General features: G+C 41.6%; 22 protein-coding genes and 1 pseudogene. 19 read left to right on the forward strand and 4 right to left on the reverse strand.

Annotated features, from left to right (window positions below; all coding sequences use genetic code 11):
• The first annotated feature begins 144 nt into the window (after positions 1-144).
• From galU to A374_RS02030, 8 genes and pseudogenes are all read left to right on the forward strand, one after another.
• Entirely contained in the window at positions 145-1,026 is an 882-nt protein-coding gene (gene galU / locus A374_RS01995; RefSeq protein ID WP_007200500.1) for a UTP--glucose-1-phosphate uridylyltransferase GalU, read from the forward strand.
• Positions 1,027-1,059: 33 nt separating this feature from the next.
• Positions 1,060-2,735: pseudogene (locus tag A374_RS02000) on the forward strand (DUF6044 family protein).
• A 20-nt stretch (positions 2,736-2,755) separates the two neighbouring features.
• Complete coding sequence (locus tag A374_RS02005) at positions 2,756-3,763, forward strand: glycosyltransferase family 2 protein (RefSeq protein WP_007200501.1); 1,008 nt, start codon at positions 2,756-2,758, stop codon at positions 3,761-3,763.
• Positions 3,763-4,182 (forward strand): GtrA family protein, encoded by a 420-nt coding sequence (locus A374_RS02010; RefSeq protein ID WP_007200502.1) that lies wholly within the window; start codon positions 3,763-3,765, stop codon positions 4,180-4,182. Before A374_RS02005 ends, A374_RS02010 begins: the two co-directional genes overlap by 1 nt.
• 92 nt (positions 4,183-4,274) lie before the next feature.
• On the forward strand, positions 4,275-5,231 hold the full coding sequence (locus A374_RS02015) for a CobW family GTP-binding protein (protein WP_007200503.1): 957 nt from the start codon (positions 4,275-4,277) through the stop codon (positions 5,229-5,231).
• 77 nt (positions 5,232-5,308) lie between these two features.
• Positions 5,309-6,295 carry a Gfo/Idh/MocA family protein gene (locus A374_RS02020; protein WP_007200504.1) on the forward strand — a complete coding sequence of 329 codons (987 nt, stop codon included), beginning with the start codon at positions 5,309-5,311 and terminating at the stop codon, positions 6,293-6,295.
• A 276-nt stretch (positions 6,296-6,571) separates the two neighbouring features.
• Positions 6,572-7,471 carry a cation diffusion facilitator family transporter gene (locus A374_RS02025; RefSeq protein WP_156793114.1) on the forward strand — a complete coding sequence of 300 codons (900 nt, stop codon included), beginning with the start codon at positions 6,572-6,574 and terminating at the stop codon, positions 7,469-7,471.
• 98 nt (positions 7,472-7,569) lie between these two features.
• A complete protein-coding gene (locus tag A374_RS02030; RefSeq protein WP_007200506.1) occupies positions 7,570-7,953 on the forward strand; it encodes an ATP-binding protein in 384 nt (127 codons plus the stop codon).
• Positions 7,954-8,332: 379 nt separating this feature from the next.
• Here A374_RS02030 and A374_RS02035 read toward each other — a convergent pair whose 3' ends face one another.
• Positions 8,333-9,205 (reverse strand): sulfite exporter TauE/SafE family protein, encoded by an 873-nt coding sequence (locus A374_RS02035; RefSeq protein ID WP_007200507.1) that lies wholly within the window; start codon positions 9,203-9,205, stop codon positions 8,333-8,335.
• Between the two features lie 195 nt (positions 9,206-9,400).
• Here A374_RS02035 and uvrB point away from each other — a divergent pair, with 195 nt between their 5' ends.
• The gene (gene uvrB / locus A374_RS02040) at positions 9,401-11,380 is read left to right on the forward strand and encodes an excinuclease ABC subunit UvrB (protein WP_007200508.1); all 1,980 of its coding nucleotides are present in this window, start codon (positions 9,401-9,403) and stop codon (positions 11,378-11,380) included.
• A 12-nt stretch (positions 11,381-11,392) separates the two neighbouring features.
• Positions 11,393-14,293, forward strand: coding sequence for an excinuclease ABC subunit UvrA (gene uvrA, locus A374_RS02045; protein ID WP_007200509.1), 2,901 nt, complete (start codon positions 11,393-11,395; stop codon positions 14,291-14,293).
• A gap of 12 nt (positions 14,294-14,305) precedes the next feature.
• Here uvrA and A374_RS02050 read toward each other — a convergent pair whose 3' ends face one another.
• Complete coding sequence (locus A374_RS02050; protein WP_007200510.1) at positions 14,306-14,503, reverse strand: hypothetical protein; 198 nt, start codon at positions 14,501-14,503, stop codon at positions 14,306-14,308.
• Between the two features lie 174 nt (positions 14,504-14,677).
• Here A374_RS02050 and A374_RS02055 point away from each other — a divergent pair, with 174 nt between their 5' ends.
• The 9 genes from A374_RS02055 (at position 14,678) to A374_RS02100 (ending at position 20,541) form a co-directional block, all read left to right on the forward strand.
• The gene (locus tag A374_RS02055) at positions 14,678-14,989 is read left to right on the forward strand and encodes a hypothetical protein (RefSeq protein ID WP_007200511.1); all 312 of its coding nucleotides are present in this window, start codon (positions 14,678-14,680) and stop codon (positions 14,987-14,989) included.
• 25 nt (positions 14,990-15,014) lie between these two features.
• On the forward strand, positions 15,015-16,079 hold the full coding sequence (locus A374_RS02060; protein WP_007200512.1) for a DUF4097 family beta strand repeat-containing protein: 1,065 nt from the start codon (positions 15,015-15,017) through the stop codon (positions 16,077-16,079).
• Positions 16,080-16,084: 5 nt separating this feature from the next.
• Complete coding sequence (locus tag A374_RS02065) at positions 16,085-16,279, forward strand: PspC domain-containing protein (protein WP_007200513.1); 195 nt, start codon at positions 16,085-16,087, stop codon at positions 16,277-16,279.
• Positions 16,280-16,651 carry a phage holin family protein gene (locus A374_RS02070; protein ID WP_007200514.1) on the forward strand — a complete coding sequence of 124 codons (372 nt, stop codon included), beginning with the start codon at positions 16,280-16,282 and terminating at the stop codon, positions 16,649-16,651. It abuts the gene before it with no gap.
• 40 nt (positions 16,652-16,691) lie between these two features.
• Positions 16,692-17,186 (forward strand): GNAT family N-acetyltransferase, encoded by a 495-nt coding sequence (locus A374_RS02075; RefSeq protein ID WP_007200515.1) that lies wholly within the window; start codon positions 16,692-16,694, stop codon positions 17,184-17,186.
• A 108-nt stretch (positions 17,187-17,294) separates the two neighbouring features.
• Positions 17,295-18,230 (forward strand): HPr(Ser) kinase/phosphatase, encoded by a 936-nt coding sequence (hprK, locus tag A374_RS02080; protein ID WP_007200516.1) that lies wholly within the window; start codon positions 17,295-17,297, stop codon positions 18,228-18,230.
• Between the two features lie 60 nt (positions 18,231-18,290).
• The gene (gene lgt / locus A374_RS02085; RefSeq protein WP_007200517.1) at positions 18,291-19,106 is read left to right on the forward strand and encodes a prolipoprotein diacylglyceryl transferase; all 816 of its coding nucleotides are present in this window, start codon (positions 18,291-18,293) and stop codon (positions 19,104-19,106) included.
• A 250-nt stretch (positions 19,107-19,356) separates the two neighbouring features.
• Entirely contained in the window at positions 19,357-19,869 is a 513-nt protein-coding gene (locus tag A374_RS02095; protein ID WP_007200519.1) for an acyltransferase, read from the forward strand.
• 99 nt (positions 19,870-19,968) lie between these two features.
• Positions 19,969-20,541 carry a hypothetical protein gene (locus A374_RS02100; protein WP_007200520.1) on the forward strand — a complete coding sequence of 191 codons (573 nt, stop codon included), beginning with the start codon at positions 19,969-19,971 and terminating at the stop codon, positions 20,539-20,541.
• A 131-nt stretch (positions 20,542-20,672) separates the two neighbouring features.
• Here the strand turns inward: A374_RS02100 and A374_RS20435 are convergent, their stop codons facing one another.
• Together A374_RS20435 and A374_RS02105 are read right to left on the reverse strand one after the other, a co-directional pair.
• Entirely contained in the window at positions 20,673-20,816 is a 144-nt protein-coding gene (locus tag A374_RS20435; RefSeq protein WP_156793102.1) for a hypothetical protein, read from the reverse strand.
• A gap of 325 nt (positions 20,817-21,141) precedes the next feature.
• Positions 21,142-21,669 carry a TlpA disulfide reductase family protein gene (locus A374_RS02105; RefSeq protein ID WP_007200521.1) on the reverse strand — a complete coding sequence of 176 codons (528 nt, stop codon included), beginning with the start codon at positions 21,667-21,669 and terminating at the stop codon, positions 21,142-21,144.
• Positions 21,670-21,692 lie beyond the last annotated feature (23 nt).

Below are 21,692 nucleotides of genomic sequence, written 5' to 3' on the forward strand. Positions count from 1 at the left end.
TGGGTAAAACTGGACATTTGTTTTGTAACTATGACATACTTAACAAGAATGGAAACATTCCCCTATGGGCAAGAATAGCGAGTGACAGGTTATAGAAAAGAAAGGAGGAACGTTGCCAACGAAAGCATTGGTAACGGTAAAAATATGAAGCCTATTTCAAAAGCCATTATTCCTGCTGCAGGTTTAGGTACGCGTTTTTTGCCTGCGACGAAAGCGATGCCAAAGGAAATGCTACCGATTGTAGATAAGCCTACGATTCAATATATTGTTGAAGAAGCGATTGCTTCTGGTATTGAGGACATCATTATCGTGACCGGCAAAGGAAAGCGATCAATTGAAGATCATTTTGATCATTCTTTTGAGTTGGAACAAAATTTATATAACAAAGGAAAAGTAAAATTGCTAGAGGAGGTGCAACGCTCATCCGAAATGGCTGACATTCACTATATTCGGCAAAAGCAACCGAAAGGCCTCGGCCATGCGGTATGGAGTGCACGGAAATTCATCGGTAATGAGCCGTTTGCTGTTCTGCTTGGAGACGATATTATGCAAGCGGATGTTCCGTGCACGAAACAATTAATGAATCAATATGAAGCTACAGGCTGTTCAATCGTTGGTGTCAAAACAGTGCCTGCTCATGAAACGAATCGCTATGGCATTATTGATACGAGAGAGCGTGATAATCGCCTCGTAGAAGTGAATGGTTTTGTTGAAAAACCGCCACTCGGTAGGGCGCCGTCAAATTTAGCCATCATTGGACGTTACATACTAACACCTGATATTTTTGATATTCTTGAACAACAAGAAGCGGGAGCGGGCGGAGAAATTCAATTAACAGATGCATTACACACGTTAAATGAACGCTCTTCTGTGTATGCCTATGAATTTGAAGGTGAACGCTTTGATGTGGGCGAGAAACTTGGTTTTATTCAAACGACTATCGAGTTTGCGCTTCGTAATGAAGATTTAGCACAACCGATTTTAACGTATATGAAAGACATAGTTGAAAAGCAATTCATTAAATAATGAGTGTAGGATGGACGTAAGAAAATGATACAAATGTTACGTAACGTAAGACGATACAGAGATGTTCTCATGTTAAGCGGTGCTTGGCTCATCCTGATTATCTATTTAGCACCAATGTTTATTTTAGGCGAGAATGCACACATTCGTGTGCATGATAATCTTGATTCAAACATCGCATGGTATAAAGTGATGAAAGATAGCGGTCAACTGTTTGGACCGACCAATGCTACAGTTGAACAAATTATTAACGGATTGCCTCGCAATGCGTACGGTACCGAATTTAGTTTACTTCAATGGTTGCATGAATGGTTTTCACCGATGATGGCGTATGCGCTTAGTCAGAGCATTACCCGCATTTTTGCTTTTATTGGTATGTTGCTTTTATTAAAGCGCCATTGGCTTGTAAAAAAAGAAGCTTATCCAATCGTCGTGGCTGTTTCTTTAGCGTTTGCGCTGACGCCTTTTTGGCCGTCGGGCATGCTAAGTACGTTAGGAATGCCGCTTGCGTTATGGGCATTTCTTAGCATCCGAAAAGGCGCGGGAACGTGGAAGCATTGGCTCACGTTAGGGCTGTTGCCGTTTTATGCAAGCTTTGTTTTAGGTTTTTTCTTCTTTCTCGTAGCGATGGGACTCGTATGGCTTTGGGATGTATGGAGGACGCGAAAATGGAACGCACCCTTTTTCTTCTCCATTGTCGGAATGACATTACTATTCCTGTTGATTGAATACCGACTCGTCTATTCGCTGCTTGTACCTGAAGCACCGACAAGTCGCAATGAATTTATTATTTCAGATTTAACGTTTATGGAATCGTTTTGGCTTATTTTTATGGCCATACTCATGTTATAACGCTCCATACGACGCTAATTCTTCCATTAACGTTTTTTGCTTGTTTGTTTGCGATTCGAAAAAGCGATCGCTCACCAACGACGCGCTTGTTTTGGTTGCTCTTTATTTTAAATTTTGTGCTATCTGTTTGGTACGCGCTCTGGTTTTACGAAGGGTGGAATCCACTAAAAGAAAAGATTTCTTTTTTAGCAACCTTTAACTTTTCACGTTTTCACTTTATGCGGCCGTTTATTATTTATAGCTTGTTTGCAGTAGGATGCTGGCTTATTTGGCAAAAAGGGAAGCTTGGTAAAGTACTTGTCTCCCTTGTGCTCATTGGTCAACTGTATATTGGCATTGGAGCCAATGAAGAAATACGCTACCGCTCTTATCACTCGCCATCCTTTAAAGAGTTTTATGCACAACAACAGTTTAAAGAAATCGCCAATTACATTGGGAAACCGAAAGCTAGTTATCGCGTTGCGAGTATTGGGATTCACCCAGCAATCGCACAATTCAATGGGTTTTACACGTTAGATACGTATAACAATTACTATTCCTTAACGTACAAGCATGCGTTTCGGAAGATTATTGCGAAAGAGCTTAATAAAAGTCCTGAACTGAAAAATTATTATGACACATGGGGCAATCGCTGCTATTTATTTTCTGCTGAGCTCGGCAAAAATTATGAGTTCCGTAAAGATTCTACTACGGTTATTCAGCATTTAGAGTTAAATATCAATGCATTTAAGAAACTAGGGGGCACGTATATCTTATCAGCCGTGCCAATTGCCAATGCAAAAGATGACGGTCTAAAGCTAGAAAAAACATTTGATCATAAAGATTCTGCTTGGAGAATTTATTTATACCGTGCGCTCTAGGCGCACAAAGGAGGTATGAGATGAAAGCACCCATGCTCTCGATCGTTGTCCCTTGTTACAATGAAGAAGAAGTATTTGCTACAACAGCCCATGAATTGAGTGCTGTGCTACAAAAACTTATGAAGCGTCAATTGATTGATTCCGCTAGTTCGCTCCTTTTTGTTGATGATGGTAGTCGCGACCGTACGTGGTCACTCATTGCACAAGAAAGTAGCAACAATCCACTCGTAACTGGCGTGAAACTTGCGCGCAACGTAGGACATCAAAATGCGCTGCTTGCAGGTTTGGAAACGGCTTATAAGACAGCTGATTGTGTGATTTCCATCGATGCTGATTTGCAAGATGATACTACAGTTATAGAAACGTTTGTTGAACGGTATCATGAAGGCTATGACGTCGTCTATGGTGTGCGTAATCGTCGGGATACCGATACAGTTTTTAAGCGACGAACAGCACTTGGTTACTATTGGTTTATGAATAAGCTAGGCATTAAGCTCGTTCCCAATCATGCGGATTTTCGTTTACTTAGTAAGGCGGCGCTTGGTGAACTATTAAAGTATAAAGAATCGAATCTCTTTTTTCGCGGACTCGTACCTCTCGTTGGCTACGCACAAACCGAAGTGTATTATGATCGCAAAGAACGCTTAGCGGGAGAGTCGAAGTATCCTCTAAAGAAAATGCTTTCGTTTGCCTTTGACGGTTTAACCTCTTTTAGTGTGACGCCGATTCGCTTCGTTACGTTGATTGGTTTTCTTGCATTCTTATTTAGTATTGTCGCTGGTAGCTATGCGCTCATCCAAAAGCTTACCGGTCATCCAGCCTCAGGATGGACGTCGCTCATCATCTCTATTTGGTTATTAGGCGGCTTACAATTGATGGGGATTGGTCTCATTGGAGAGTATGTCGGAAAAATCTTTAAAGAGGTAAAGGCTCGTCCGAAATATGCGATTGAGCAGCACATAGCATCTGAACCGAAGCTACAAGATCATAAGCGACGGGAGGTATCGGTCACCGCGACCCAACCGTAATGATGAATCATTCGTTTGTTCGTTTTCTTGTCGTCGGTGTTCTGAATACACTCGTCGGCTTAAGTGCCATCTACGTGTTCATGCATGCTTTTTCAGTACCTTATTGGGGAGCGACCTTTTTGGGGAATGCGATTGGCGCATGTGTCAGTTACGTGTTAAATCGCACCTTTACGTTTCAAAGTAAAGCAACGTATGGAAAAAGTATAGTGCGCTTTGCGCTCGTTATTTTCATTTGTTATGTAGTAGCGTACTTTCTTGGGAGCAAGCTAGCAACATGGGCGTTTGCACTCTGGCTGCCACGCTTTGATGCACGTGATGTTGCTGTTTTGCTTGGGACAGGCTTCTACACAATTTTAAATTATATCGGTCAGCGTTGGTTCGTTTTTTCGCAAGCATCAGAAGAAAAAATGCGCGCTTAGACGGGAGAAAGACGGCAATCAAGTGTCCTTGATTGCCGTCTTTTTTTTGACCATATGGTACGATGGAAGAAAAAGAGAAAAGAGGAAAAGAGATGCGCATACCAACGTATGTGATTAGTGGCTTTCTTGGTGCTGGCAAAACAACTGTGCTTCTGCAGCTTCTTTCATATTGTAAAGAGCAAGGGCTCAAGCCTGGAATCGTCTTAAATGAACTTGGCGAAATCAATGTTGAAGGTCATTTATTTAAGGGAGAAACACTCGTAGAATTGTTGGACGGTTGCATCTGCTGTACGATTCAAGACGATCTGCGCGAAGAACTGCGTTTCTTTTTAGAACCAGCAAATGCCGTTGACGTGTTATTAATTGAAGGAACGGGCATAGCAAATCCAAAAGAAATTGTAGAAACGTTGGATGACCCGCGGCTTCAAAATGGTTTTGAAGTAAAAAGTGTCATTAGCTTGCTCGATGCTAGTAACTATTTAAAACAGCAACGGTATTTATTAAATAAGCATGTGCGTACGTTGTTAGAAGAACAGCTAACGAGCGCTACCATTGTACTCTTAAATAAAATAGATTTAATTGATCAGAAGGTAAAAGACAAGATTTATAAAAAACTAGAAAAGATTCTACATTCGTCTGTGCCAATTATAGAAACGTCGTATGGCAAGTGTGAGTGCGCTGTTCTTCTTCAAGAACGAGTCAGTCATGTTGTTGTGCATCAAGAAGGGGCAACGACTTATCATGCTGCACCGCGCCATGCTTTTCAAGCGTTTAAAATCGAAGGCTTTCATACCGTTGAGCGCATTGCCTTTCAACGATGGCTTAAATCATTGCCACCTGCTGTTCTGCGTGGCAAAGGAATTTTAACTCTCGCGGCGCCGCAAGGAATGTATCAATTTCAATGGGCGTCAGATGAACTGGAGTTACAACGGATCAGAGAAGATTTGCCAGAAACGTCGTGTGTAATTTTAATTGGTTATGAGCTCCCCATCGAGCAGATCGTTGCCTCTTTTCATTCTGAAGTGTTACAGCGCGATTACGTTAAGTAGTCGTGATTCTTTCGCAATTCTACGAATCATGCTACAGTGTACAATAGATTAAACCATGAGAAGGGATGGACACTAAAGTGATACGTTTTGGAGTAATCGGTACGAATTGGATTACAGACGCGTTTTTAAAAGCAGCACAGGCATTAGATTCATTTCAATTAACGGCGGTTTATTCTCGAACCGAAGAAAAAGGTCGAGAGTTTGCCCAAAAGCATGGAGCTCCGCTCGTTTTTACAGATGTAGCAGCGCTTGCACAAAGCGAAGAGGTCGATGCGGTATACATAGCGAGCCCGAACTCGTTTCATGCCCGTCATGCCATTGCGTTAATGAACCAAGGTAAGCATGTATTATGTGAAAAGCCGCTCGCTTCCAATGCGGTAGAAGTGAAGGCAATGATCGAAGCAGCACAGCGAAATCGTGTCGTATTAATGGAGGCAATGAAGTCTACATTGCTGCCAGGCTTTCAACACATTCAAGAAAATTTGTCTAAGCTTGGGACGATCAGACGCTATGTAGGAAGCTACTGTCAATATTCATCCCGCTATGATGCGTATAAAGAAGGAACCATTATGAACGCCTTCTTACCAGCGTTTTCAAACGGTGCACTTATGGACTTAGGCATTTATTGCTTATATCCGCTGATCGTTTTATTTGGACGTCCGATAAAGGTGAAAGCTTCAGGTATGATGCTAGAATCAGGAGTTGACGGACAAGGCAGTGTGATTTTAGAGTATGAAAACATGCAGGCAGTCGTGATGTATTCTAAAATTAATGATTCCTTCGTACCTTCAGAAATTCAAGGTGAAAAAGGTACGATGATTATTGATCGCATCGATGTTCCCGAACGAATTTCTATTGCATATCGGCAAAAAGAAAACGAAGACATTTCTGCGCCGTTACTTGAAGAAGCGATGTATTATGAAACGAAAGAATTTGTGCGTGTCATTGAAGAAGGCTGGTTGCAATCACCAGTTAATAGTCATGAGCATTCCTTAATTGTAATGGAAGTAATGGATGCGATACGCGCTGACCTAGGAGTTGTGTTTCCAGCAGACAATGCCTAACGTTTTTTTTACAAGTGATAGGTATGGAACGAAGCAAACCCGCAGACACTAGCATAATAGGGTGCGGGGAATTTAATAGGTCAGCGGTCATAGGATTCATTGCTTTTTTGCTGGAAACACGCTATCATTAGTACTGATATGTAAAGTTGTTCCACAAAAAAGGATGATGGATAATGAACGTTCCCATTACTAAAAAAATATACAAACCCTAGGCCGGATTCGGCTTAGGGTTTTTTTTTCCTATGGGAAACATTATTTAAGGAGGCGAACATGGAAATCGTACAGGATCGAGAACGGGTTGGAAAAAAGGTTGCATGGATTGCCCTTATTGCGAACTGCCTATTAACGATTGGAAAAGTACTTGTTGGCGTAGTAGCAGACAGTGAATCGGTATTTGCTGATGGTATTCACTCCGCTGCCGATATTGTAGCATCTGTCGCTGTTCTTGCTGTTGTTGGCATTGCGAATAAGCCGCCGGATGAAGATCATCCTTTTGGTCATGGCAAAGCCGAAGTGTTAAGTGAAGGTCTTGTTGGTATTATTTTATTTTTAGTATCGATTTATATCGTCGTAGAAGGTGTGATGGGCTTTTTAGGTACGCCTTCTGCACCAGGTTATGCAGCCTTAGCGGCAGCGCTCATTTCCTATGGCGCTAAGCATTATTTGTATCGCAGCTCGCTACGCATTGGCGAACGCTATAAAAGCAAAGCCATTATGGCGATCGCCTTTGATCATAAAGCGGATATCGTAGCATCATTAGCCGCTTTTTGCGGGGTTATTGTTTCAATTATCGGGCATCACTACGAGCTTCCTTATTTGCTATATGGTGATAGCGTCGCGAGTTTAATTGTCGCTGTGCTTATTATGAAAATCGCCTTTAAATTATTAGTCTCTTCGATTGATGTATTAATGGATAAAAATATTGAAAAACCGCTGTTAACGCAGTACAAACAGACGGTTTTAAAGTTTCAAGCAGTAAAGCGCATCGATCGCATTCGTGCGCGCACCCACGGTCATTATATTTTAATCGATTTACGAATATCGTTGAACTATGATTTAAGTATAAAAGAAGGTCATGATATTGCCCGCAGCATTCGCGATGCCCTTCAAGAATCGTTTGTTGATGTATCAGAAGTGTTTATTCACGTGAATCCTTATTTTCCGGATGATGTGTAAAAAGAGGGATGACAATGTTTTTGTCGAATAAGTGTGGATAAAGGAACGGTACAGATGTGAGCCTTTCCTTACTCTCTCTTTGAAAAGTGGTGATTCGCTTGCATACACATCATGTCATTATTGAAATTAAAACGGAACAAGACATTTCAATTGCACGTCATGAAGGAAAAGCGATCGCTGAAAAAATGGGCTTTCACCTTTTTGATCAAGTACGATTAAAAACGGTGATTTCAGAGCTTGCTCGTAACATTTACGTATACGGTACAGAAGGACATATTATTATAGAAGCAATACAACAACACAACCGCGTAGGTATTCGAGTTTTTGCGATTGACCACGGGGTTGTAAATGATGCAAGGCAACAAGGACTCGGCTGTCTGCTTCCAGGTGTTCACCGTTTAGTAGATAGCATGAATATGGTTACAGCAGAGGAAATTGGAACAGAAGTCGTTGTTGTTAAGTGGAGAAAAGAACGATTATAAGCAAAAGCCGCGATCATCTTACGTAAAGATGATCGCGGCTTTTCTTTACTTTTTAGGAGAAATCAATTTCTTTACCGTTAAAAATGAGAGTTTTCGTTTGTTTCCTTTATAGTGAATCATTTCTAGTATCTCATTTAACGCCTTAACTTGATCGTGCTCTTTCATTAAAACCCCTCCTCTATGAGTTATAGATATGCATATGGAAGGCGATCTATACGCTTCTTTTCTTATTCCCTTACAAGCACAACACAAAACATTGGGAGATAAAGAGGTTTTATTTCAATTATAACGGGGAACAACATCTTTGAAAGATCTCACCCCCCCTTTTTAGCTAGAGTCATGTGGCTCTAGCTTTTTTTAATAGAAGAACGTGAACAAATTAAGCAGATTGCCTTGTTTTTTTTCGGAAATGACGAACGGTATCTTTTAAAAAGAGACAAAGTAGGAAAAGGATATATAGTGAGACCACATATAAACCAATGGTTCCGATGCCAAACAGCTGAAAGGTAACCGATAAAAGGGTAACACCATAAATTCCGCCTAAATACATTTCAATTTTTTGATTGTTGTAAAGAGCGGTCAAACGGGCGCCTGCTTGTGCACCGAACAGGGCACCGATAATGAGAAACAACCCTAAGTGATAATTTAAAGAAACGGTTTGTGCGTATGTAATGAAGCCGGCACTAACGATCGCAAATACGCTAACAAGACTTGTTCCTACCGCTTTTCGTGGCTCGATTTTTAAAATTGAAATCATGAGTGGAACCATGACAAATCCACCACCAACGCCAAGTGTGGAGGATAGAAAGCCGCTCACAAAGCCAATGAGAAGGGTTTTAGGTAATGAAAATGCGTGACGCGTAGCACCACGATCTTGTTCTTTTTTACGCCGTTTTACTAGAAGCTGTACGCAGAAGTAGCCCATGAGCACAATGTAAAGCACTGGGATGACAATTTTGTCCCAATGGTGGTTGCTCATATAGACGACGAGCGGATTCGCTGCTTGCGTAGCAAGAACGCCAGAAATACCAAGGGTGATTGCGGTTTTCCAATAAATGTTCTTTAAGCGTAAATGGGCAACGACTCCGGAAATACTCGTTCCTATTGAGTATAGAAGGCTCGTAGCAATGGCGACAATGGGGGGATAGCCGAATAACATCAGCACGGGGGTAAGTATAAAGCCACCGCCAAGTCCGAAAAATCCTGAAATAATGCCAATGGCTAACCCAATCGCAATATAAAGTAAGTCCATATGTGCTATTCTCCTCTCTTGCAAACCTCTTAAAGTGTACCATTAAAGGAGTGGGAATGGGAAAGGACAAACGGTAAAATAAGGAGATTTGACCAAAGATCATATAGCGAATATCTGTTCGCAAAAATTAGGTTTTTGAATTTCTCTATGCTATAATCAGGTTACATATATTAGGAACGGAGGGTCTTGTACGTGATGAGTAAGCCTTTTGAACTTGTTTCTTCTTATCAACCACAAGGAGATCAACCACGAGCGATACAACAGCTTGTAGAAGGATTGCAGGGAAATAAAAAGAAACAAACATTACTTGGCGCAACGGGTACGGGGAAAACATTTACCGTATCCAACGTTATTAAAGAAGTGAATAAGCCGACGCTTGTTATTGCGCATAACAAAACGTTAGCTGGACAGCTGTATAGTGAATTGAAAGAATTTTTTCCGAATAATGCTGTTGAGTATTTTGTCAGCTATTACGATTATTATCAGCCGGAAGCGTATATTCCACAATCAGACACATTTATAGAAAAAGACGCTAGCATAAATGATGAGATTGATAAATTGCGCCATAGTGCAACATCGTCACTTTTTGAGCGGGATGATGTTATTATCGTTTCGAGTGTATCGTGTATTTACGGTCTCGGTTCACCAGAAGAGTATAAAAGTCTTGTCATCTCATTGCGTGCAGGGATGGAACGCGATCGTGACCAATTGCTTCGCGACCTTGTTGATATACAATACAATCGAAACGATATTAATTTTACGCGCGGAACGTTTCGGGTGCGTGGAGATGTTGTAGAAATTTTTCCAGCGTCTCGCGATGAACGTTGTTTGCGTGTTGAGTTTTTTGGTGATGAAATCGATCGAATCACAGAAGTAGATGCGTTAACAGGTGAAATTGTTGGCGAGCGCAAGCACGTTGCTATCTTTCCAGCTTCTCACTTCGTTACACGAGAAGAAAAGATGAAGCTTGCGATTGAGCGCATTGAAGCAGAGTTAAGCGAGCGCTTAAAGGTATTGAATGATGCTGGCAAATTATTAGAAGCACAGCGCCTTGAACAACGAACGCGCTATGACCTTGAGATGATGAGCGAAATGGGATTTTGCTCTGGCATCGAAAACTACTCTCTGCATTTAACGTTGCGCCCAATTGGCTCAACGCCGTATACGTTGCTTGATTATTTCCCAGATGATTCTATGATTGTAATCGATGAATCCCACGTTACATTACCGCAAATTCGCGGCATGTACAATGGCGACCAAGCGCGCAAAAATGTGCTCGTTGAACATGGCTTTCGTCTGCCCTCGGCAAAAGACAATCGTCCATTAACGTTTGATGAATTTGAAGCGTACGATAAGTTTCAGCACATTTATGTTTCAGCAACGCCAGGTCCTTATGAGGAAGAGCATACGTCTGAGCCTATTCAACAAATTATTCGACCAACTGGTTTGCTTGATCCGACGATTGAAATTCGTCCAAGCAAAGGACAAATTGATGATTTACTAGGTGAAATACACGATCGTATTGCGAAAAAAGAGCGTGTGCTCGTGACGACATTAACAAAGAAAATGTCAGAGGACTTAACCGATTATTTGCAAGAAATGGGCATTAAAGTGCGCTATTTACACTCAGAAATTAAAACGTTAGAACGCATTCAAATTATTCGGGATTTACGTCTTGGCGTTTTTGATGTGCTCGTTGGTATTAACTTACTAAGAGAAGGTTTAGATATTCCGGAAGTGTCTTTAATTACAATTTTAGATGCGGACAAAGAAGGCTTCCTGCGCTCGGAACGTTCTCTCATTCAAACGATTGGTCGTGCTGCCCGCAATAGTAACGGTCATGTTATTATGTATGGCGATAAAGTAACACGTTCCATGGAAATCGCTATTCGTGAGACGGAACGACGCCGCAAAATTCAAATGGCGTATAACGAAAAGCATGGCATACAGCCGCAAACCATTAATAAGCCGGTTCATGACGTAATTTCGGCGACGCAAGCAGCTGAGGGAACTGAGCTGTATGGCGCAGCACCGAAACAAAAATTAAGCAAAAAAGAACGCGAAGCCTTTATTGAACGCCTTGAAAAGGAAATGAAAGATGCGGCTAGAAATTTGCAATTTGAACGTGCCGCAGAGCTTCGTGATACCATTCTTGAGCTTAAGGCAGAAGGGTAAGGTGATTGAGACGTGTCTTTAAATCAAAACATTATCGTGAAGGGCGCCCGCGCCCATAACTTAAAAAATATAGATATTACCATTCCTCGCGATAAGCTTGTTGTGTTAACCGGCTTATCGGGATCTGGAAAATCATCGCTTGCTTTTGACACGATTTATGCAGAAGGACAGCGTCGCTATGTAGAGTCGTTGTCAGCGTATGCTCGTCAATTTTTAGGACAAATGGATAAGCCCGATGTGGATTCGATTGAAGGCTTATCACCAGCTATTTCAATTGATCAAAAAACGACGAGCCGCAATCCTCGCTCTACCGTTGGAACGGTGACGGAAGTGTACGATTATTTGCGTTTGTTGTTTGCGCGCATCGGTCGTCCTGTCTGCCCAAATCATGGGATTGAAATTACATCGCAAACGATTGAACAAATGGTCGATCGCCTCGTACAATACCCAGAACGAACAAAAATGCAAATTCTTGCACCAGTCGTTTCTGGGCGAAAAGGTGAACATGTTAAAGTATTAGAAGATATTAAAAAGCAAGGATATGTTCGCATTCGCGTGGATGGCGAATTAAAGGATGTAACAGAAGACATCACGCTCGAAAAAAACAAAAAACACTCTATTGACGTTGTCGTAGACCGCATTGTCATGAAAGAAGGCATTGCTACACGCTTGGCAGATTCACTTGAAACCGCCTTGAATTTAGCAGACGGTACAGTAACGGTTGATATTATAGGAGAAGAAGAATTGCTTTTCTCTCAAAATCACGCCTGTCCGTATTGTGGCTTTTCAATTGGAGAACTAGAGCCACGCCTATTTTCTTTTAATAGTCCGTTTGGAGCGTGCAGCAAATGTGATGGCTTAGGATTGAAATTAGAGGTAGATCCAGAACTTGTCATTCCTGATCCTAGTTTAACGCTCAATGAAAATGCCATCGCGCCATGGACACCGGTAAGTTCACAATACTATCCACAGCTCCTGAAAAGTGTTTGTCATCATTTTGGAATTGATATGGATGTTCCTGTTAAAGATTTGCCGAAAGAACATATGGAGCATATTTTAAAAGGAAGTTCGACCGAACGTATTACCTTTCAATACAAAAATGATTTTGGCCAAGTGAAAAAGAATGAAATTTACTTTGAAGGCGTCTTAGCGAATGTTGAACGACGCTACAAAGAAACAGGTTCCGATTATATTCGTGAACAAATGGAAGAGTATATGGGACAAAAAGCGTGTCCATCTTGTAAAGGCTATCGTTTGAAAAAAGAAGCACGCGCTGTTTTAATTAATAATCGTCATATTGGTGAAGCGACAGCGTTATCTGTTACCGAAGCACAAACGTTTTTTGAAGAGCTAAATTTAACAGAAAAAGAGCAGGCGATTGCGCGGCTCATCCTGCGCGAAATTGTTGCGCGTCTAGGCTTCCTTAATAACGTCGGTTTGGACTATTTAACACTTAATCGTGCCGCAGGGACATTATCGGGAGGCGAGGCTCAACGCATTCGCTTAGCAACACAAGTAGGCTCGCGCCTTATGGGCGTGCTGTACATTTTAGATGAGCCGTCAATTGGGTTGCATCAGCGTGATAATGATCGCTTAATTGCCACGCTAGAGGAGATGCGCTCATTAGGAAATACGTTAATTGTTGTGGAACATGATGAAGATACGATGTTAGCAGCAGATTGCATTATTGATATTGGGCCCGGAGCGGGAGCACATGGTGGAACCATTACGGCACAAGGCACACCGCAAGAAATCATGGAGAATCCTGCATCTCTTACAGGGCAATATTTATCAGGTAAGAAGTTTATTCCGTTGCCGAACGAACGAAGAAAGCCGGATGGACGCTATATTGAAGTGATTGGCGCCACAGAAAACAACTTAAAAAATGTTAAAACAAAAGTGCCGCTTGGGCTATTTACCGGTGTTACCGGTGTATCGGGTTCTGGGAAAAGTACGCTCGTTAATGAAATTATCCATAAAGCGTTGGCTCAAAAGCTTCATCGAGCAAAAACAAAACCAGGCGCCCATAAAGAAATACGCGGACTAGAATTTGTCGATAAAGTCATTGATATTGATCAATCGCCAATTGGACGGACACCACGCTCGAATCCCGCGACGTATACAGGTGTGTTTGATGACGTTCGTGACGTATTTGCTTCAACGAACGAAGCTAAGGTTCGAGGCTATAAGAAAGGCCGTTTTAGCTTTAACGTAAAAGGCGGACGTTGTGAAGCATGCCGTGGTGATGGAATTATTAAAATCGAAATGCATTTCTTGCCAGACGTTTACGTTCCATGTGAAGTTTGTCACGGGAAACGCTACAATCGAGAAACGTTAGAAGTAAAGTATAAAGGAAAAAGCATCGCTGATATTTTAGATATGACCGTTGAAGAAGGCGTGGACTTTTTTGCAAATATCCCGAAAATTAGCCGTAAGCTTTCAACAATTCTAGATGTGGGGCTTGGTTATATTAAGCTCGGTCAATCCGCTACCACGTTATCTGGTGGGGAAGCACAGCGTGTAAAGCTTGCTTCTCAACTTCATAAACGATCTACAGGTAAAACGATTTATATACTCGATGAACCAACAACAGGTTTACACGTAGATGACATTGCGCGCTTGCTTAAAGTGTTACAACGACTTGTTGAGAACGGAGATTCTGTTCTTGTCATCGAACATAATTTAGACGTGATTAAGCAATGTGACTATCTTATTGATCTTGGTCCAGAAGGTGGAGATCAAGGTGGCATGATTGTTGGTGAAGGTACACCAGAAGAGATTGCAGCCATCGAGAAATCGTATACTGGCCGTTACTTAGCGCCTATTTTAAAGCGCGATCGTAAACGGATGGAATCGCGGTTACACACCCTTTCTGCTACTTCTGATGAAAAAGAAGAGCCTGCGATGAAATAATCGCAAGCTCTTCTATTTTTTTAAGAAAAGTAATAGCTTATAGATAAGATAATTAATAACCAAAACGAACAAACTCCCAACAAGGGCTGCTAGCACTTGTTCCCATGGCGCATAGCCTTTTGCTGTGAAGACACCACCAAGGATGGCAACGAGCATAAGCGCTGTTAGAAAGAATGAAATCGTTTTGATGGCCTTTTTTGAACTAAGCATAAGGTCCTCCCGTATAGTTGAATACAAGGTGTAGTGTAGACAGATTGACAAAATAAAAGTATCCTTCTATAAGATAGCTTATAATAAGGGAAAAAAACAATGTGCAGGAACTATTTTTAGAGAAATCTATGTTGTTTTCTATGCACCGTTCTTTTCGTTTTAGGAGGAAAGTTAGTGACTACAGCAAAAACAAACAAACTATTATCTGCATTAAGTTATTTTAGCATTCTCTTTATTCCTTTTTTATTTCCTGTTGTTGTTCATCTAGCAACAAAAGATGAACAAAGCAAAGCACACTCGATGCGTGCGATGCTCTCACACCTGATCCCCATTGTTGGTATTCCGCTTGGCATTACCATTACAGCAGAAGATGATTTCTCTAAAGGCTCTATTTTCTATTGCTCGCTCATTTTTGGGGGCATTACGGTTTTAGTCGTGTTATGGAATGTGTATCAAGGCATTCGAGTGGCTGTGCGTAAAGGGTAATGTAATTTAAGGGGGCGTTGTAGTGATGGAAGAGCAAAAAATGATTTTGACGATGCTAAATGAGGGGAAAATCTCCGCTGAAGAAGCTGAAAAGCTACTAAAGGCAATTCATCAGAAAAAAACATTTGCATTGCCATCAACTTCGCTTATTAAAAAAGAAAAACCACCTAAAAAAGGACCGACTGTTGGTCAGCGAGCCGGTCGGTTGATTGGGCGTGTTGTCAATCGTATTAAAACGGCGGACTTTGATTTGAATTTTGGTGAAAGTGAGCCTGTTCACTACGTCTTTGATGATGAAAATGTTTTATTTGAGAACATTGAAATTGATATTTCCAACGGTGCTGTTAAGCTAATTCCTTGGCAAGAACATGATGTGAAAATTGAATGTGATGCCGATGTTTATAAAATTCCTGAAGGTACGACCGCAAAGACGAAGTTTCGTAATGAAACGTTTTATGATTGTGATGCTTCACATCTCCGTTTTTATTCAAAAAACAAGCACCAAAAAGTACATGCAACGATTTATATTCCACAAAAAAACTATCAACAAATAAAAGTAACGACCTTTAATGGTGCAATTACACTAGAAAATATCTCTTGTGACGAATTGCACATGAAGGCAACAATTGGCGCATTAGCTCTTTACCAATGTCGAGGCCATAAGCTTCACGTAGAAACAGCAAGTGGTGGCATTACGTTAGAAGAGATCGTGGGACACGAAGTAATTGCTGAAACGATGAATGGACTTGTGCGTATGAAGGGGGACGTTCGTCATACGCGCTTAGAAACCATTCATGGCTCCATTCAATTTCGTTTAGAGACACTAGAGTCCGGGTATGCATCATTAAAAACAGTTACGGGGAAGATAGAAGCAGAATTGCCAAGTGCGCTTCGGCTTCATGCTGATTTGAAAACCGTTGTTGGGTCACTTGTTCATGACTTTCCTCTAGCTAAAATACTTGAGGAAAAGAAGGAAGTGACAAGAAAAACGTTGAAGTTTAGTACGAATCAAGAAAATGATTGGGAGTATGAGCTAGAAGCAGAAACGAAAACAGGCTCGGTGATTGTTAAGAAAGCGCAAGAGGGGTGAGCAAGATGAAACGACTTGTTCGTCCCGTGGATCGAAAAATTGCCGGTGTTTGCGCTGGAATTGCTCGCTATTTTGCGTTGGATCCGACCGTCGTTCGAGTCGGCGTTGTTGCTTTGATGATTGTTACCGCTTTTGGACCAATCGTAATAAGCTACTTACTAGCTGCCTTGCTTATTCCTGAAGAAAGTGATGTGCCATAAATGCTATTAAATTGGATTTTAACTTTGCTCGTCAATGCCATCTCCTTGATGGTTGTTGCGGGATATTTTCCAGCTTTTCATTTAGAAAATGTCGGTGCGGCATTTTTAGCTAGTTTTATTTTATCGATTTTTGACGTGTTTATGAAACCTATTCTTGTTTTTTTATCGTTACCTGTTATTCTAGTTTCATTTGGATTATTTTCAATTGTCATCAACGCGGTTCTATTACTGCTAACAGCAGAAGTAATGGGATCTAGTTTCGAAATAAATGGGTTTGGAACTGCATTAATTGCGGCCATTATTGTATCAGTCATGAACATCCTTATTAAAAAAGGAGTTATTGAACCTATGCAAAAGAAGAAACGTTCCTAAATGGAGCGTTTTTTTCTTTACAACGTAAGGAGGAAAAGAGATGGAAAGTGAACGCTTATCGTTTCGACCTTATACAGAGCACGATCTTTCTTTTTACACTTCATTATGGAGAGATGAAGAGGTCGTTCGCTATATTGGAAGGGGACAAACAAAAACGGCAGAAGAAGCGAAAAGAAGCTTTTTACAGTGGCTGCTTCCTGCTTATAAAAATGGTTATGGTTTATTTGTCATACTAGAGAAAAAAACAGGGGAGCTCATTGGACATGCCGGTCTCGTACCACAAGTAGTAGATCATAAAAAAGAGTTAGAGCTCGGCTACTGGCTCGCAAAAGACTACTGGAAACAAGGCTATGCACGGGAAGCAGCTCGTTATTTCGTTGCCCATGCACAGCAAACGTTGCAACAAAACAGGTTAATCTCCCTAATACACCCTTATAATACTGCTTCCATTGCGGTTGCCAAAGCCGTGGGCATGCTGTATGAAAAAACAGTGTTTTTTAACGGTAATGTCACGCGAGTATACAGTTTGAAATAGTAAGAAACAATGAAATAAGAGGGAATATGTGTTTTTTTTTATAATGTGAGTGGTTCCGTCAATTATGAAAAGTGTTACAATAAATAGGATGAAATGTAGGAGGGTACCATGGCAAAAGTACATACGAAAGAATTAATTGATAAATTTCAACTAGAGCTTGTCAGTGGTGAAGAGGGAATTCATCGTACGATAACAACGAGTGATATTTCCCGTCCTGGATTAGAGGTAGCAGGCTACTTTACGTACTATCCTGCCGAGCGCATTCAATTGCTCGGTAAAACAGAGCTTACGTTCATTAGTGAGATGTCGGCAGAGTTACGAAAAGAACGTCTTGCCCAGTTATGTACGGATGAAACGCCTGGCATTATTATTTCTCGTGATCTAGAGGTGCCGAATGAGCTTTTACTTGCGTCGCAAGCAAGTGGCGTACCGATTATGCGTACGAAAATGACGACAACGAGATTGTCTAGTCGCTTAACGAACTATTTAGAAAGCAGACTTGCGCCGATGACGGCTGTTCATGGGGTGCTGGTTGATATTTATGGAATTGGCGTTTTAATTAAAGGGGACAGCGGTGTAGGAAAAAGTGAAACGGCACTAGAGCTTGTTAAACGTGGACACCGTTTGGTTGCCGATGATTCGGTAGAAATTCGACAGCAAGATGAAGAAACACTTGTCGGAAGTCCGCCTGAACTCATTCAGCATTTATTAGAAATTCGAGGCTTAGGTATTATTAATGTTATGACGCTGTTTGGTGCAGGCGCAATCCGTAACTATAAGAAAATCTCGCTTATTATTCATCTAGAAACGTGGGATTCCAAAAAAGTATACGATCGTCTTGGTCTCGATGAAGAAACGATGCGCATTCTAGAAACCGATGTCCCCATTTTAACATTACCTGTTCGTCCGGGGCGTAACTTAGCGGTTATTATTGAAGTGGCAGCCATGAACTTCCGCTTAAAGCGCATGGGAATGAATGCCGCGCAACAATTTAACGATCGCTTAACCGATGCTATTTCGGCAAGTGATGAAGAAGTTTTTTAAGAATAAGTAGGTCCCCTCCACAATTAATAGGAAAAAAAGACGATAAAAGGACGTGTGGAAGTGAATTCAAACATTGAACCAATTAGTCGCGTAGCATTTGAACTTGGCCCGCTTACCGTGTATTGGTATGGCATTATTATTGGTGTCGGTGCGCTACTTGGCTTATTGCTTGCTATAAGAGAATCAGAGCGCAGAGGTCTTGGGAAAGATACGTTTATTGATGTTGTCATGTGGGCTGTACCCATTGCGATTATTTGTGCCCGTATTTATTATGTGGCATTTGAATGGGAAACGTATAGCAAAAACCCAGCGAAAATTATCGCTATTTGGGAAGGCGGCATCGCCATTCATGGTGCATTAATTGGCTCATTTTTAACGGCCTATGTTTTTTCAAGAAAACGTGGTATTTCTTTTTGGAAGTTAGCCGATGTTGCTGCTCCAAGCATTATTCTCGGTCAAGCAATTGGTCGGTGGGGAAACTTTATGAACCAAGAAGCACATGGTCGTGAAGTGACGCGCAACTTTTTAGAAAACACGCTTCATCTGCCGGACTTTATTACGAACCAAATGTATATTAACGGCACTTACTATCACCCGACTTTTTTGTATGAATCACTTTGGGATTTAGTTGGGTTTATTCTTTTACTTTTATTACGAAAAGCCAATTTAAGACGAGGCGAAATGTTCTTCTCGTATTTAATTTGGTACTCCATCGGACGTTTCGTCGTAGAAGGCATGCGTACAGATAGCTTAATGATTGGTTCGACACTTCGCGTTGCGCAATTTGTGTCCCTTGCTTTAATTGTCGGTTCAATTATTGTGGTATTGTATCGCCGCAAAACAGGGCTTGCGAATAAGCGATATTTAGATGAGTAATAAAGGAAAAGAGGTGGCTGATTATGTTCAGTCACCTTTTTACTGACTGGGAAAGGATGAGGTGTATAATGGCGCATTTGTTTCCGTTTGATGTAGATGATGTAAAGTGTACCATGCTTGAGACTCTTCTGGTTGATTGCGTCCTAGCTAATAGGACAGATGGCGATTGGCCGTATTTCAAACCGTGCTCATCTGAGGGTTTATTGAAAGAAATGACGACGCTACGGTCTGTCAATACGGGTACTCGCTTATGAGAAATACAGAGCGTTATCCGGTTACAGGTAAGAATTCACTCTATCAAATTTATGATACCGTGCCTTTTTGGAAAGTCATGCGTAACTTTATTACGATTCAGATGGCTCGCTATACGCCGTTTTTACCACTGAAAAACTGGCTCTATCGAACCTTTTTAAAGATGAAAATCGGTGATGATACGGCGGTTGCATTAATGGTTATGATGGACGTTATGTTTCCAGAGCGCATCTCCATTGGAAGAAATTCAATTATTGGTTATAATACGACCATCCTTGCACATGAGTATTTAATTCATGAATATCGTCTTGGTGATGTCATCATTGGAGATGAAGTGCTCATTGGGGCAAATAGTACACTACTACCAGGCGTGACGATTGGTGACGGTGCGATTGTATCAGCAGGAACACTTGTACATAAAGACGTGCCAGCAGGGGCGTTCGTCGGGGGCAACCCGATGCGCCTCATTTATACGAAAGAAGAAATGGACAAGCGTAAGCACACTACATAAGAGAAATGGAGAATTTTGTCGGACGTTCATCTCTTGGGTTTCATGGCAAGAAAGAGTATACTAGTATCGTATGAAATCAGAAAGCGGGAGGGACGATTCGTGAATAGAAGATCCTTTTCTATTTTTTTCGTAAGTGATGCATTTAAGGTCGGACATTTAGTAGATGAAGCTCATGTAGTCGCTCATAAAGCTCGATATGGAGAATTGGATTCTTCGGCAACAGCGTACGTCAATTCTTTTCGTAGAGCAGTCGCCCGCTTAAAAGGAAGCAGCTATATTAAGCATTATGAACTGCACAATCATAGTGCCAGTCTTTATTTTTATAGCAGCTATACGTCTTTTCAGAAATGGAACACCTCCAACACCTCTGTAGAATCGTTTGAGAAGCTATTTGGTACAAAGCAAGCGATTTGCAAACTGTTATTTGAAGCAACCGTTTTTATGTTTAAAGAGCTTGATTTTCTAGAGCAGATTTCAATTGAAATTCCTAGCAACGGCAGGCTCTATACGGCGAGTGTTACACGAAATGAGCTGTATGAGCATTTAGATTGTACGCTATCTCATGTGAAAGATGATCAGTCGGCACATTTTTACTTGTTTTGCCGAGAAGCAGACGTGAAACGATTTGCGGAACAATTCGTTAAAATGAAGCGGCTTCGTCGCAAGCGATAAAATAAAAGAGGCTGGGACATAAACAGCTTTAACGCATAAAAAATGGCTTCATCATCCGTTTCGGTGATCAAGCCATTTTTTTTTATGTCGCTCGTTCGTTTGATTTTAGGTTGTCTTGCGTATGTAAGCACCTATGCAAGCTCTTCTGTAATCGCGCGCAGACCAGATGTGTCTGCGCGCAGAAGCCTTCGAATCGCGCGCAGGCCAGGTCCGTTCGCGCGCAGAAGCCTTCGATCGCGCGCAGACCAGATCCGTTCGCACGCAGAAGCCTTCAATTCGCGCGCAGACCTGGTTCGTTCGCGCGCAGGAACCTTCGATTCGCGCGCAGAAGCTCCCGAATCGCGCGCAGGCCATATAAATCGCCTCCAACGATGTCTGTAAGAGATGAAAAATAGAGCAAATGAAGAGATAGTCTCGTAAATGCGCTCAAAAATGAGTAGAAATAGCGTAAAAGTCATTCAATAATTGCGAAAAGAGTGAAGCGCACAAGAGATTTTGGTTTGCACGCAGCAGATCGAATCCTCACGCAACAGAAGTCCATTCCCCGGCTTGCGCCACAAAACAGTGGAAGGATTGAGTTACAAGTCTTCTTTTTCTTATTTACTGCACATAGTGATTCATTAGTTTAGGGGTTAATGGACCGATGTGACGTTGAATAATCGTTCCTTGTGCTGACACGATATACGTAGTTGGAAGCGTCATAATTTGATACGTTTTCGTAATCTCCCCCGTTGGATCGAGAACAATGGGATACGACAGCTTATGTGCTGTAACGAAGGCCCGTGCAGCTGCTGGCGCATCTTCTCTCGTCACATGTACGGCAATCACTTCAACTTGTTTGTGATGTTGTTTGTAATAGCGCTCAATGGCAGGAAGCTCTTCTTGGCAAGGAGGGCACCAGCTCGTCCAAAATGTAAAAAAAACGGTTTTTCCTTTTAGTGAAGCAAGCGATATGGAGCGTCCCGTCAGCGTTTTTAGGGATAGAGCTGGTGGTTGTTGTCCCACTTGAATACCGGTTGATGCCTGGGCGGTAACTGCTTGTTGATCGTTCGTACGCTGCTCTGAAACCGTTAACGGGCTAACGAAAAGCAACAGTACGAACGCAAGACCAAGAATTAGTTTTTTCATCGTACAACTCCAAGTGAAATTTC

This window comes from Fictibacillus macauensis ZFHKF-1, from assembly GCF_000269865.1.
GTDB classification, from domain to species: Bacteria; Bacillota; Bacilli; order Bacillales; family Fictibacillaceae; genus Fictibacillus_C; species Fictibacillus_C macauensis.